9 protein-coding genes and 1 tRNA gene are annotated in these 13,954 nt (G+C 56.3%); 6 read left to right on the top strand and 4 right to left on the bottom strand.

Translation table 11 applies throughout. The features are described 5' to 3' along the window. Positions 1–14: 14 nt before the first annotated feature. The gene (locus B2R48_RS03610; protein ID WP_296997896.1) at positions 15–1,418 is read right to left on the bottom strand and encodes a hypothetical protein; all 1,404 of its coding nucleotides are present in this window, start codon (positions 1,416–1,418) and stop codon (positions 15–17) included. Positions 1,419–1,627: 209 nt separating this feature from the next. Here B2R48_RS03610 and B2R48_RS03605 point away from each other — a divergent pair. Further along, positions 1,628–1,714: transfer RNA gene (locus B2R48_RS03605), tRNA-Leu, on the top strand. A gap of 222 nt (positions 1,715–1,936) precedes the next feature. Here the strand turns inward: B2R48_RS03605 and B2R48_RS03600 are convergent. Further along, positions 1,937–2,788: a substrate-binding periplasmic protein gene (locus tag B2R48_RS03600; protein WP_296997893.1), complete on the bottom strand. Its 852-nt coding sequence runs from the start codon at positions 2,786–2,788 to the stop codon at positions 1,937–1,939. Between the two features lie 102 nt (positions 2,789–2,890). On the opposite strand from B2R48_RS03600, the gene B2R48_RS03595 reads away from it, so the two are divergent. The 3 genes from B2R48_RS03595 to B2R48_RS03585 all read left to right on the top strand — a co-directional run bounded on the left by B2R48_RS03595 (position 2,891) and on the right by B2R48_RS03585 (position 6,538). Then, complete coding sequence (locus B2R48_RS03595; RefSeq protein WP_296997890.1) at positions 2,891–5,677, top strand: cation-transporting P-type ATPase; 2,787 nt, start codon at positions 2,891–2,893, stop codon at positions 5,675–5,677. A 164-nt stretch (positions 5,678–5,841) separates the two neighbouring features. Continuing rightward, positions 5,842–6,234, top strand: a complete 393-nt coding sequence (locus tag B2R48_RS03590; protein ID WP_213473533.1) for a hypothetical protein — start codon at positions 5,842–5,844, stop codon at positions 6,232–6,234. 28 nt (positions 6,235–6,262) lie between these two features. Next, positions 6,263–6,538 carry a DUF3572 domain-containing protein gene (locus tag B2R48_RS03585; protein WP_062956735.1) on the top strand — a complete coding sequence of 92 codons (276 nt, stop codon included), beginning with the start codon at positions 6,263–6,265 and terminating at the stop codon, positions 6,536–6,538. On the opposite strand, the gene B2R48_RS03580 is transcribed toward B2R48_RS03585, so the two are convergent. Both B2R48_RS03580 and B2R48_RS03575 read right to left on the bottom strand, forming a co-directional pair. Further along, on the bottom strand, positions 6,535–7,077 hold the full coding sequence (locus B2R48_RS03580) for a GNAT family N-acetyltransferase (protein WP_296997880.1): 543 nt from the start codon (positions 7,075–7,077) through the stop codon (positions 6,535–6,537). The two genes, B2R48_RS03585 and B2R48_RS03580, sit on opposite strands and share 4 nt — an antisense overlap. A 48-nt stretch (positions 7,078–7,125) precedes the next feature. Then, positions 7,126–7,956, bottom strand: a complete 831-nt coding sequence (locus tag B2R48_RS03575; RefSeq protein WP_062956733.1) for an undecaprenyl-diphosphate phosphatase — start codon at positions 7,954–7,956, stop codon at positions 7,126–7,128. A 265-nt stretch (positions 7,957–8,221) separates the two neighbouring features. On the opposite strand from B2R48_RS03575, the gene B2R48_RS03570 reads away from it, so the two are divergent. Together B2R48_RS03570 and gltB are read left to right on the top strand one after the other, a co-directional pair. After that, complete coding sequence (locus B2R48_RS03570; RefSeq protein WP_062956732.1) at positions 8,222–9,652, top strand: NAD(P)-dependent oxidoreductase; 1,431 nt, start codon at positions 8,222–8,224, stop codon at positions 9,650–9,652. Between the two features lie 28 nt (positions 9,653–9,680). Continuing rightward, positions 9,681–13,954: glutamate synthase large subunit (gene gltB, locus B2R48_RS03565; protein ID WP_296997875.1), on the top strand; the 4,274-nt coding region annotated here is incomplete at its 3' end.

Here is a 13,954-nt window from a genome sequence, read left to right as displayed (position 1 = left end):
CGGACCGGCGGGTCCTAGAATGGCACATCAATGCTCAGAAGGCCGGTGTAGTCTCCGTGCTGAACTTCATAGGTCAGTTTGCGCCGCAGCTCAAAGCTGACGCTGGCGGGAAAGCGGCTCCATTGCTGGGTGATGCCGCCGCCGGTATCAAGATACAGATTGGTGCTTTCAATGCTGACAAATGGTTCAAGCATCATCGATGAGCGCGCAACATCATGGGTCAGTGAAAACTCCGTCCGAATGCCGGTGATGTCTTGCTGTCCGGTGGCAATATCGCGAAAGCCCAGAACGCTCAGATCAAAGTTCAACAGATCATAGGCATAATCCGAACCGGCATAATACCGCCTTGATCCGCTGCGTCCGTAATCCTGGTTCAGCAGCGATATTGTCTGTTCCTGTCCTGCAAACGGGATGATTTCATGATTGCCAAAGCCAAGCCGATAGCGGGCCTCAACCGAGGTATCAAAAAGCCGGGTGGTGGCGATATTCCCCGGCACAAGGCCTCCGTCAGTGGCGCGCGCGGCATCAATATATTCACGGGCTGTGACCATGTCGCCTTCAAGCTGGATGCGAAGCGGCACTGCGCCAAATTCATAATCGGTCCCGAACCCGATACTGTTTGAAATGCTGGTACTATCAAGTGTTTCGGCATAGTCCAGATTGTCGGGAACCAAGCCAGTCGGGGACTGCGAAATGGTGCTTTGACCAAGGCTGATACTGCCGCGCAGGTTAAACCAATCTGTTATGCGCGATACAAAGTAAGGTGACAGAGCAAGATTGTTTTCGCGATAGCGCAACTGTCTGGTGCTTGATTCCCCAACAGTACTGCCCCAGCCGATCCCCATGCCAAGCACGAGCCCGTCATCAACCAGATAATCAACCCCGCTATCAAGCGATATGGTGTCGCCGCTTAAACCCGGATCATATCCTGAACCGGTGATGCGGTTCTCAAGCGCGGAATGATTGCCCGCAAGCCAGATGCTAATTGGGACGCGCACATTGCGTGATTGGGTGGGAAAGGTGCCTGCAGCACTGTCAAAATCAATCCTGCGCGCAAGCGATGACAGCGCGGCGCGACCGGCAAGGATCTCGCTTGGTGTCGGTGTGCCCATGCCAAATTGCAGGTTTTCGGTCGCCTGTTGCGGTGGGGAAAGAAAGCTTTCAGACAAAAGCGGGGCGAGCCTGCTGTCATAAAGGTCATCGTCCATTTTGTCGTAAAGCCGGTTCATATGCCGGCGCTGGTTTTCTGTGCGTGTGGTTGTCTTGTTTCGCAGGACCGGTGCATCTGGCCGAGCAGCATCATCGCGGGCAAAGGCCTGCGCTATGATGGGGGGCTGGCGTGTCTCGCGGTACAGGGCATCGGTAATGGCCGCCAGACAGGCCGTGGCAATCACGGCAGTTTGAAAGCGCCTGTGCATCTGACGTTAAACATCTCGGTTCGGGTCAGTTATCCAGCGTGACAGACGAAAATGCAGGGAATATGGAGAAAGACGGGCAGTTCTGCCCCATTGATGCCTGATCGGCCAAAGACAGGGAAAGCAGACAACAAGAGCCAATAGGATGTTGCGTCAAAAACCAAGCCGCGCTAGAACGCTTTGCATCGGCTCTGGCCGGTCCATCGCGCGTCGCGGGCGTGGCGAAATTGGTAAACGCAGCGGACTTAAAATCCGTCAGCCCTAAGGCTTTGCCGGTTCAAGTCCGGCCGCCCGCACCATCGCATCTTTCACCCGGAATGCGGTTTGCGCGCTCGGCATGAAATTGCCGAAATCCGGTCATCAAATCCCCTGCTTTGAGATGCATCATTCAAAGTTCCACGCGCAGGTCTGCTCTGTGCGCCTGTGTGGTTCTACAAACGAGGAGAATGATGATGGTCCACTTGATTGCTTTTGGCGTGATTGCAGTCGCCGTTCTCGCTGTCAGCTAAGCGTGACCGGCTTCAATTTGTGGTGGGTTCAACCTGCTGTATGATCGGAGAAGGATCTCTCTGGGTTAAATGGCGGCGCAAAATACGCATGTCGATTTTTGAATTTGGTGATGTCGCAAAGTAAAATGTCTGTGTCGCGACGGGCATTTTGCTTATGTGAACCATATCCCCCAATTCCGGATAGGTATTAAGCAGGGTATCGGCCACTGCCTTCTCCATCAATCCGCCATCAGCCCGCTTTTTGGCGATCATCCGCAAGATGGTTAAGTCATCTACGACTTCGATGGTGTCAACATCGTCACGGCGGCTTTCAAAAACGTCACCATACCAATAGCCAGCGCCAACAGCGATGCGGTGGTTCCACAGTTCGTTGGCCTCCAGCGGATACTCGCGGTGGGACAGTAAAATGGTGTCACTGACCAGAATTGGGAACTCGTAGTTCAGCCCATAATTTATCGCCTGACCGGATTCGGCGCAGAATATGACATCGACGTCACCATTGCGTGCGGCATCAATTGCGCGCTTCCATGGAAAGACCTCTATCCTGACTTCATACCCGAATGATGTCATGAGCTCTTGGACATAATCGACAAGAATACCACCTGGAAGCTTCCCATCGACAACATAGGGTGGCCACGGACTGCAGGCAGCGACGATTTCGGTGCTGTCGTCGTCAGATGCGCTTGCCGATGATGATATCAATGGCAATACACACAGAACAAATCCCAAAAATCTTAATCTGCGCGACATCTGAATTTCCGGCTTGTGAGCAATCATAATAGCATGTGTGGTGCCTCTTTGCTGGTTTTTAGGTTTGTTCAGCGCACAAAGAACCGGGCGAAAAGAATATCCATCAGAAGTCATTGATATAAATTCGTTTCCCGCAAAGACACGGAGCCAATTAATTTCCCCGTGGTGACTTCTTGTAAGCAATGCTGCGGTGCGATACGATCTGCGGTGCGCTGAATGCGCAATCAAAAGGCTCGCATTGCCATGAACAAAGTCGTCGCCAAACCCGCTGAGATTTCAACGGACCCGGTGCAAGCAGACGGGGCATGGCATGCTTTGCCCGCCGAGCAGACGCTTGATGATTTCCAAACAAGCTCCCAAGGCCTTGATCCGCAAGAAGCATCGAAACGTCTGGCGCAATACGGGCACAATCGGTTGGCCCCGCCACGTCGGCGCGGGCCGCTGATCCGGTTTCTTTCACAGTTTAACAATGTGCTGATTTATGTCCTGCTGCTGGCAGCCCTTGTCACAGCCGTTCTGGGGCATTGGGTGGATACGTCTGTCATTCTGGCGGTGGTGGTGGTCAATGCCATCATCGGCTTTGTTCAGGAAGGCCGGGCGGAAAGCGCGCTTGAAGCGATCCGCAATATGCTTTCGCTTGCCGCCATCGTCGAGCGAGATGGCCGCAAAACTGAAATCCCCGCCGAAGATGTCGTGCCCGGCGATATCATCCATCTGCAATCAGGGGACAAGGTCCCGGCCGACTTGCGCCTGATCCGGGTCAAGGGCCTGCAGGTTCAGGAAGCCATTCTGACGGGCGAATCTGTCCCGGTCGACAAGGACATTTCCTCCGTGGCCAAGGACACAGCCCTTGGCGATCGTTTTTCCATGGCCTATTCCGGCACCATGGTTACCCACGGGCAGGGCTGCGGCGTGGTTGTGGCCACCGGGGCCAAAACCGAAATTGGCCGCATCAGTGCGCTTCTGTCCGAAGTCAGTACCCTTACCACACCGCTTCTGCGGCAAATGTCGGCCTTCGGGCGCAAGCTGAGCGCGGCGATCATGACGGTGGCCTGTGTCACCTTTGCCATTGGTGTCTGGGTACATGGACGGGTGGCGGCCGACATGTTTGTGGGGGCTGTCGCACTGGCCGTGGCCGCCATCCCCGAAGGCCTGCCCGCGATCATGACCATCGCGCTTGCCACCGGCGTGCAGCGCATGGCGTCGCGGCGCGCCATCATTCGCCGTTTACCCGTCGTAGAGGCATTGGGATCGGTCAGTGTCATTTGTTCGGATAAGACCGGCACGTTGACGCGCAACGAAATGACGGTGCAGTCCCTTGCTACCGGCAAGCATCTTTATGCCGTGACTGGCACCGGCTATCGCCCCGAAGGCGGTTTTGAACTCGATGGCAAACCGGTCACGCTTGATGATCATCCGGGGCTGACCGAAATGGCGCGTGGGGCATTGCTTTGCAGTGATGCCGGTCTGCATGAGGATGATGGTCAGTGGGTAGTTGATGGCGATCCGACCGAAGGCGCGCTGGTTGCCCTTGCCATGAAGGCCGAACTCGAACCCGGTGCCGAAAACCGTCAATTGCCGCGCCACGACGTCATCCCGTTTGAATCCGAACATCGTTTCATGGCGACCCTGCATCACCATGCCGAAGGCCATGGCTTTATCTATGTCAAAGGGGCGCCGGAACGTATTCTTGCCATGTGCAACTCTCAGGGCGGACCCAATTATCAGGAGGTCCTTGACCGCCCCTATTGGGAAGACCGCATGCAGGAAATGGCCGAAAATGGTCAACGGGTTCTTGCACTGGCGTTCCGCCCGACCCACAACCACCATCACCAGCTGGTGTTTGATGACGTCAAACAGGATCTGGTGTTGATTGGCCTTTATGGTCTGGTCGACCCGCCGCGCGAAGAAGCCATCGCTGCCGTTGCCAAATGCCGTGCTGCCGGGATCACTGTTAAAATGATCACGGGCGACCATGCGATCACCGCCGGTGCCATTGCCCGGCAACTGGGCCTTGGTGATGGTGAACGCGTGGTCAGTGGCCATGAACTGGACGCGCTTGATGATGAAGCGCTGCGAAGCGTGGCCCGGCAGTCCCATGTTTTTGCCCGCACCAGTCCCGAACATAAACTGCGTCTGGTCAAGGCTCTGCAGGCCGAAGGCCATGTCGTCGCCATGACCGGCGATGGGGTTAATGACGCCCCGGCGCTGAAACGCGCCGATGTCGGGGTTGCCATGGGCCAAAAGGGTAACGAGGCCGCCAAGGAAGCCGCCGAAATGGTGCTGGTTGATGATAATTTCGCCTCGATCGCCGCCGCGGTGGAGGAAGGCCGAACGGTTTACGACAATCTGGTCAAATCAATCCTGTTCATCCTGCCCAGCAGCGGCGGAGAGGCGCTTACCATCGTTATGGCGCTGGCCCTTGGCCAATTGTTGCCCATCACCGCCCCGCAAATTCTGTGGGTCAATATGATCACCGCTGTGACGCTGGCCTTGGCTCTTGCGTTTGAGCCGGCCGAAAATAACGTCATGAAACGTCAGCCGCGTCGACGGGATGCGCCCTTGCTCTCGGGCTTTTTGATTTGGCGGACTGTTTTTGTCTCGCTCATTCTGGTGGGTGGCGTTTTCGGCGTGTTCGTCTGGTCCCAGAACCGGGGCGCGGGGCTTGAAGTTTCGCGCACGCTGGCGGTCAACACGCTTGTGATGTTTGAACTGTTCTATCTTTTCAATACGCGCTTCCTGACTGCATCGGCGCTTACCAAGCAGGGTCTGACTGGTAGTCGGGCGGTGCTGATTGCCGTGGCGCTGGTTGTGGTTTTCCAGCTGATCTACACCTATGCCCCGCCGATGCAGTATCTGTTTGAAAGTGCTGCGATCTCGCCGCTTGGCTGGACGCTGGCGGTTGGGGTCGGGTTCAGCGTCTTTGTGCTGGTCGAAGTCGAAAAGGCGGTCCTGCGACACTGGCAGAGGCGCAAGTCACAGGGGCCAAATTCATTCACATAATCGCTCGGGCCTCCGCGATTTGTGTGGCTTTGCGACAAAGTAGCCCATGCAAATCAGTTGCCGGACCGGTCATGTGCATGAGTTTGGCCCCTGGTGTTTACCGGATGTAAAGCACATGGCCCCTATCCATAACGCATCGCCGCAATCACGTGTCAGGCCGCCCTATGCCGCTACCAGATGAAGAAGATGAAGGCCCGCGCAAGAAAGAACGGATTGGCAAATATGTTGCCCCCGAAGAGCGCGCGGCCAATATCGTCAAGCAGCTTGATGAATTCCTGCGCAAGGGTCCGCGCAAGGGGCTGAAATACTCCCGTTGGCAGCAACTGGCCTGGTACGAGATCGTCGATGAAATCAAGCGCGCCGAAATGGCCCAGAAAAATCAGGACACCCTGACCAAATCAGCCTTTCTTAGTCTGGCGATTGGCTTTGGCACAGTCGGTTTTTGGGGACTGGTGCTGATGGCGGGCAATGGTCTTGGCGGGATTGCCGCCGGTGTGATTGTGATTGCCGGTCTTGTGATCTGGCGCGCCATGGCCAAGGCCCAGTGGTTCAAATAACAACGCATTCAGGCAGGCATTCGAAACCATGAACAAGGACGCAGCCGAAACACTGGCCATCAACGCCATCGCCCATATCGCGGGCGATGAAGAATTGTTGCAAGGACTGATCGCGCAAACCGGTATGGGGCTTGATGACCTCAAAGCGGGGATCGGATCAACCGAAGTGCAACTCGGTGCCCTTGAATTCCTGTTGTCGCATGAGCCGTTCCTGATGCGCTTTGTCGAGGATTCGGATTACGCCCCCGAAGACCCGGCGCGCGCGCAAATCGTTCTGTCCGGCGGCCCGATCTGGCAGGACTAGTGGCGGGAAAGCAGTTCTGGCATGCCCGGGATGTCCGGCCTGGGATCGGTGCGCAGCAATCCGTAAATCACGGAATCGCGGATACCGATATGGGTTTCCCATTCGCCGCGCAAAACGCCTTCGCGGGTAAAGCCCAGTTTTTCAAACGTCTTTTGTGATGCGTGATTGTCCGGGTCGATATCGGCAAAAACCCGGCGCGCCGAAGTTTTGGCAAACAGATCGTCAATCGCCGCAGCCAATCCGCGCGCCGCATAGTTCTGCCCGCGGGCAGAGGGGGCGATCATGCAGGCCGCTTCCCAGATATCCTTGTCCCGCCCGGTGTTATAAAGCGCAATGCGACCAAGGGCCGGTCCATCGGGTGTTTCGCACACAACCCAGGATGTTGCCTCGAACCCTTCAGTCTCGCTTTTCAGATTGGCGATGGTGGTTTCGAGATCGGGGAAGGCGGGATCAGGTAGCCAAAGGCAACACTCAGCGTCACCAAAAATAACGTGCAGGTCCGGGCCATCGGCCATCGGATCAAGGGGGCGCAGATACATGTCAGGCACTTCGTTTAAGGATCGGATAAGGGGTGGTGGCTGCTTGGCTTAGCTCAGAAAGGGCAGGGGTGTGCCGCCATAGACGTAAATCCATACCAGAAGCCCGCCGCCCAGCAAGATGCGATAAATGGCAAAGGGGGTGAAGCTTGACCGTTTCAGCCAGCTCATCAGAAGGGCAATGGCGATCAGTGCGGTGATAAAGGACAAGCCAGCCGCCAGCAGGACATCCTCGGTCAGGTTGATGTCACCGGCCTGATGCAAATCGATCCCAGCCAGCAAACCGGCACCAAGGATCACCGGGATCGACATCAGCATGGAAAACTGTGCTGCGTCCGCGCGTTCATACCCCATGAAGCGGGCCGCCGTCATCGTAATGCCCGAACGGCTGGTACCGGGAACAAGGGCAAGAACCTGTGCAAGGCCAATAAACAACGCACCACCCCAGCGCATATGCTCAAGGCGGTTGATTGTCATGCCGACCTTGTCCGCAATCCAAAGCAACACGCCAAAGCCAAGCGTGGTCCAGGCAATGATTTCAATCGAGCGCAGCTGTTCCTCGATGCCAGAGACCTTGAAATAGAATCCGACAGCAATCACGGGGATGGTGGCGAGCACAATATGAATGGCAAGGCGGGCGCCGGCATTGATTCGCCCGGTAAGCAGCCGGACGAATCCGCCGATCATGGCGAACACATCGCGCCAGAAATAGATCAAAACAGCAGCCAAAGTGCCGACATGGACGGCGACGTCTACCAATAAACCCTGATCCGCGCTGCCGGTGATGGCAGGGGCCAGCACCAGATGGCCAGATGAGCTGATCGGGAGAAATTCGGTGATCCCCTGAACGACTGCCAGAAGAATTATGTGCTGTAGTGTCACGCCCGCCTCTGTGCCTGTTCGCTGCAAAAACTGATCGCTTATAGCAGTTTAGCCCATTTTGGCGAAACGCATAAATAGTACCATTATGGTACTATTGAAACAATGTTACAGCGGTTTTCAATGGGGTTTCGCGAAAAACCGGAAAAATAATCTGGATATTTACGTCAGCATTATTGACGTAAATGATATTTTATACTGGATTCTTGCCTGTTTGACACGTATACAGAGCAAAACCCGCAACATAAAACCCTTCCAGAGGGCCGTCATGACAGAAAAGATGCTGAAGTTTGTTCATCTTGAACAAAAGTATCCGCACAAAAGAGAAGCGTCCGAGCGCCGCACGGATTTCAATGAAATTTACGAGCCGTTCGAGGACCAGAGTGCCGCGGACCAGTCCGCGCGTTGCTCGCAGTGTGGTGTGCCCTTCTGCCAGGCACATTGCCCGCTTTATAATAACATTCCCGATTGGCTGCGCCTGACCACCGAAGGTCGCCTTGAGGAGGCTTATGCCATCTCGGCTGCAACCAACAACATGCCGGAAGTAACCGGCCGCATTTGCCCGCAGGACCGCCTGTGTGAAGGCAACTGCGTGATCGAACAATCGACCCATGGCGCGGTCACCATTGGTTCGGTCGAAAAATACATTACCGATACCGCGTTTGAAAACGGTTGGGTCAAGGCCCCGGTGCCGGGCAAGGAAAATGGCATGTCGGTGGGTATCATCGGCGGTGGCCCGGGCGGTATGGCAGCGGCTGAACAGCTGCGCCTCAAAGGATATGAAGTCCATATCTATGACCGTTATGACCGCATGGGCGGGCTTCTGGTTTATGGTATCCCGGGCTTCAAGCTTGAAAAGGATGTGGTTGAACGCCGCGTGAAGCTTCTCGAGGAAGGTGGTGTTGTCATGCACACCGAATTCGAAGTTGGCCGCGATGCCACCCTCGAAGACCTGCGCAAAAAACACGACAGCGTTCTGATCGCAACCGGCGTTTACAAGGCCCGCGAACTGAAACTGCCGGGGGCCGGTCTTGAGAACGTCTATCCTGCACTTGAATACCTGACAACGTCCAACCGTCATGGTCTGGGCGACAAGGTTCCGGCCTATGAAGACGGAACGCTGAATGCCAAGGACAAAAACGTGGTCGTCATTGGTGGTGGTGATACCGCCATGGACTGTGTGCGTACCGCGATCCGTCAGGGTGCAAAATCGGTCAAATGTCTTTATCGCCGTGACCGGGCAAACATGCCGGGCTCCCAGCGCGAAGTGGCCAATGCCGAGGAAGAAGGTGTCGAGTTTGTCTGGCTGACAAACCCCGAAGCCTTTGTCGGCGATGACAAGGTAACCGGTGTGCGCGCGGTCAAGATGCGCCTTGGTGCCCCGGATGCCGGTGGCCGCCAGAGCCCGGAAATCATCGAAGGTTCGAGCTACACCATGGATGCCGATATGGTCATTCTGGCGCTTGGCTTCGAACCCGAAGACCTGCCGACCCTGTTTGATGCACCGGAACTCGGTGTGTCGCGCTGGGGAACGGTCAAAATCGACTTCCGTACCATGATGACCAATCTGGATGGTGTGTTTGCTGCTGGCGATATTGCCCGCGGTGCATCGCTTGTGGTCTGGGCAATTCGTGATGGTCGCGATGCGGCGGACCGGATTGATGAATATTTGCTGGCGCGCAAAGAAGCTGCCGCTTAATCCCGCTGCCGCATTAGGAGAAAGAGTTATGAACAAGATCGTTCACAGCAAGGGCGCAAGTGACATCGCCCGTTTTGAAAAGAACGCGGCTCATCTTGAAGCCAGCGGGATGTATGATCCGGCAGAAGAACATGCCAACTGTGGTGTGGGTCTGGTCGGTGCCATTGACGGCAAACCGCGCCGTGAAGTTGTCGAAGCCGGGATCGAAGCCCTTAAGGCCATCTGGCACCGTGGTGCTGTTGATGCCGACGGCAAGACCGGTGATGGCGCGGGTATCCACCTTCAGATCCCGCAGGACTTCTTCAAGGCCTATCTTAAAGTCATCAATCAGGAAGCGCCTGACAGCCTGATCGCTGTTGGTCAGGTCTTCCTGCCGCGTATCGACATGGCCGCACAGGAACGTTGCCGTGCGATTGTCGAAACCGAAATCCTCAAGCAGGGTTACGGCATTCTTGGCTGGCGTCAGGTGCCGGTTGATGTGTCGGTCATCGGTGAAAAAGCCAACCAGACCCGCCCGGAAATCGAGCAGGTCCTGATTGGCGTGCGCAGCGATGTCAGCGAAGAAAAGTTTGAAATCGACCTTTATGCCATCCGTCGTCGCATCGAGAAGGCCGTGCTTTCCGAGGCGATCAAGGATTTCTATATCTGCTCGATGTCGTGCCGTTCGGTGATCTACAAGGGCATGTTCCTGGCCGAGGACGTTGATACCTTCTATCCCGATCTGCGCGATGATCGTTTCATTTCGAACTTCTGCGTTTATCACCAGCGTTACTCGACCAACACCTTCCCGAGCTGGCCGTTGGCACAGCCGTTCCGTGTTCTTGCCCATAACGGCGAAATCAACACGCTGCGCGGCAACGTCAACTGGATGAAAAGCCACGAAGCGCGCATGGCACATGATGCCTATGCCGACAGCATCGATGACCTCAAGCCCGTGATCCAGCCGGGGTCTTCGGACTCGGCGGCTTTGGATGCCGTGTTCGAACTGATGGTGCGTGCTGGTCGTGACCTGCCGATGGTCAAAACCATGATGGTGCCGGAAGCCTGGTCGAAAAAGGCGTCCACGCCAGACAGCTACAAGAACCTTTATGCCTACTGCAACGCCGTGATGGAACCGTGGGACGGCCCGGCAGCACTTGCGGCTTATGGCGGCAAATGGCTGATGGGTGGTACGGACCGTAACGGTCTGCGTCCGCTGCGCTATGCCGTTACGGGCAATGGTCTCCTGATTGCCGGTTCCGAAGCCGGCATGGTTCATATCGATGAAGAAGCCTGCGTTGAAAAAGGCCGTCTCGGCCCGGGGCAGATGATTGCGGTTAACCTCGAAGAGGGCAAGCTGCTTCATGATGCCGAACTGAAAGACCAGCTGGCCGCACGTCGCGACTGGTCAAAGTGGGTCGGTCGCACCAAGGTTCTTGATGATCTGATTTCGCCCGAACAGGCGGAACCCGTGAAACTTGAAAAAGAACGCCTGCTGCGTCTGCAGAAGTCGATGGGCCTCACGCACGAAGACCTTGAACTGATCCTCCATCCGATGGGTGAGGATGGCAAGGAAGCCATTGGCTCGATGGGCGATGACACCCCGCTTGCGATCTTGTCGGATCGTTATCGTGGCCTGCATCACTTCTTCCGTCAGAACTTCTCGCAGGTGACCAACCCGCCGATCGACAGCCTTCGTGAAGCGCGCGTCATGAGCCTGAAAACCCGTTTGGGCAACCTTGGCAACATCCTTGACGAGGATGAAAGCCAGTGTGACTTGCTCCAGCTTGAAAGCCCGGTTCTGACCAACGCCGAATATGACGCGATGCGTGGCTATATGGGTGACAGCGCTGTTGAAATCGACACCACCTTTGACATCAATGGTGGTCAGATGGCACTGCGCGAAGCAATCTCGCGCATTCAGCGCGAAGCCGAAGAAGCTGTGCGCGGTGGTGCCCTGCACGTCATCCTGACCGACGAAGGCATTTCGGAAACCCGTGCGGCGATCCCGATGATCCTTGCGACCGGTGGTGTTCACAGCCACCTCGTCAAGACGTCGCTGCGGACCTATATCTCGCTCAACGTTCGCTCTGCCGAATGCATGGATGTGCATTACTTCGCCGTTCTGATCGGTGTGGGTGCAACCACGGTTAACGCCTATCTTGCGCAGGAAGGTCTGCTGGACCGTTATGCACGCGGCCTGTTCCCCAATGTGAACAGCACCGCCGAAGTCATGCAGCGCTTCAAGGCCGCAATCGATGCTGGTCTGCTCAAGATCATGTCGAAAATGGGTATTTCGATCATCAGTTCCTATCGCGGGGGCTATAACTTCGAAAGTATCGGCCTGTCGCGATCCCTCGTGGCGGAATTCTTCCCGGGCATGCCATCGCGCATTTCGGGGATTGGCCTTCAGGGTATCCAGCGCCGTACCATCGCCCAGCACAAAGAAGCCTTTAACGGCAATGTTGTGGTTCTGCCTGTCGGTGGTCTTTACAAATACCGCCGCAGTGGCGAACGCCATGTCTGGACCGGTCCGCTGATCCATACGTTGCAGTCTGCAGTTACGACGGGCAGCTATCATTCCTTCAAGAAATTCTCCGAAGGTCTGCGTTCGCGTGAACCGCTGCATCTGCGTGATCTGCTTGATTTCCGTTCTGACCGCGAAAGCGTGCGTCAGGATCAGGTCGAAAGCATCACCGAAATCCGCAAACGTTTCGTCACCCCGGGCATGTCCCATGGTGCGCTGTCGACCGAGGCACACGAAGCGCTTGCGATTGCCATGAACCGCATCGGTGCGAAATCGAACTCCGGTGAAGGTGGTGAGTCGCGTGAACGTTTCCGTCCGCGTGCGAACGGTGACAATGCGCGTTCCTCGATCAAGCAGGTTGCATCCGGTCGTTTCGGTGTGACTGCCGAATACCTAAACAACTGCGAGGAAATCCAGATCAAGGTTGCCCAGGGTGCAAAACCGGGCGAAGGCGGTCAGTTGCCGGGCTTCAAGGTCACGGTCGAAATCGCCCAGCTGCGTCATGCAACGCCGGGTGTGACCCTGATTTCGCCGCCGCCGCACCATGACATTTACTCGATCGAAGATCTGGCACAGCTGATCTATGACCTTAAACAGATCAACCCGCGCTGCCGCGTTTGCGTGAAGCTGGTATCGCGTTCGGGTGTCGGGACGATTGCTGCTGGCGTTGCCAAGGCAAAAGCCGACGTGATCCTGATTTCCGGGTATGACGGCGGTACGGGTGCAAGCCCGCAGACCTCGATCAAATATGCTGGTGTGCCATGGGAAATGGGCCTGTCGGAAGTCAACCAGGTTCTGACGCTCAACAACCTGCGTGACAAGGTCAAGCTGCGCGTTGACGGTGGTTTCAAAACCGGCCGTGACATCGTGATGGGCGCGATGCTGGGTGCCGAGGAATTCGGTATCGGCACCGCATCCCTGATTGCGCTTGGTTGCATCATGGTCCGTCAGTGCCATTCCAACACATGCCCGGTCGGTGTCTGTACCCAGGATCCGGCGCTGCGTGCCAAGTTTGTCGGCACCGCAGACAAGCTGGTCAACCTGTTCACCTTCATGGCAGAGGAAGTCAAAGACGTTCTGGCCGAGCTTGGCTATACCCGTCTTGAAGAGGTCATTGGCCGTTCGGACCTGCTCCATCAGGTTCATCGTGGCGCCAAAGACCTTGTTGACCTTGACCTTAACCCGCTTCTGGCACAGGCCGATGCCGGTGACCATGCACGTTTCTGCACCATCGAAGGCCGCAACGAAGTGCCTGACACCCTTGATGCCCAAATGATCAAGGATGCCCGTCCGCTTCTTGAAGACGGCGAAAAGATGCAGCTGCAGTACAACATCCAGAACACCCAGCGTGCGATCGGGACCCGGATGTCGTCACTGATCACGCAGAAATACGGCATGACCGGCCTGAAACCGGGCCATCTGCATGTCCGTCTGCGCGGATCAGCTGGTCAGTCGCTTGGTGCCTTTGCCGTGCAGGGGCTCAAGATCGAAGTACAGGGCGATGCCAACGACTATGTCGGCAAGGGTCTGTCGGGCGGAACGATTGTTCTGCGTCCGCGGCCAAGCAGTTCGCTTAAGACCAACGAAAACACCATCATCGGCAATACCATTTTGTATGGTGCGACCTCGGGCAAGCTGTTTGCTGCGGGTCAGGCCGGTGAACGTTTCTGTGTGCGTAACTCCGGCGCGACCGTTGTGGTCGAAGGCTGTGGTTCGAACGGTTGTGAATACATGACCGGCGGCACGGCTGTCATTCTTGGCTCCGTTGGTGAAAACTTCGGTGCCGGCATGACCGG

Origin of the sequence: Thalassospira sp. UBA848, assembly GCF_002295455.1 — a bacterium.
Taxonomy (GTDB): domain Bacteria; phylum Pseudomonadota; class Alphaproteobacteria; order Rhodospirillales; family Thalassospiraceae; genus Thalassospira.
The sequence above is the reverse complement of the archived record's forward strand: the minus strand, read 5'-3'. Positions and strand labels throughout refer to the sequence as shown.

Bases quoted from the DNA above. Each gene is read 5' to 3' on its own strand.
- B2R48_RS03570 (WP_062956732.1), top strand. From the start codon at position 8,222: ATGACAGAAAAGATGCTGAAGTTTGTTCATCTTGAACAAAAGTATCCG.
- B2R48_RS03590 (WP_213473533.1), top strand. From the start codon at position 5,842: ATGCCGCTACCAGATGAAGAAGATGAAGGCCCGCGCAAGAAAGAACGG.
- B2R48_RS03600 (WP_296997893.1), bottom strand. From the start codon at position 2,788: ATGACTTCTGATGGATATTCTTTTCGCCCGGTTCTTTGTGCGCTGAAC.
- B2R48_RS03610 (WP_296997896.1), bottom strand. From the start codon at position 1,418: ATGCACAGGCGCTTTCAAACTGCCGTGATTGCCACGGCCTGTCTGGCG.
- B2R48_RS03580 (WP_296997880.1), bottom strand. From the start codon at position 7,077: ATGTATCTGCGCCCCCTTGATCCGATGGCCGATGGCCCGGACCTGCAC.
- B2R48_RS03585 (WP_062956735.1), top strand. From the start codon at position 6,263: ATGAACAAGGACGCAGCCGAAACACTGGCCATCAACGCCATCGCCCAT.
- B2R48_RS03595 (WP_296997890.1), top strand. From the start codon at position 2,891: ATGCGCAATCAAAAGGCTCGCATTGCCATGAACAAAGTCGTCGCCAAA.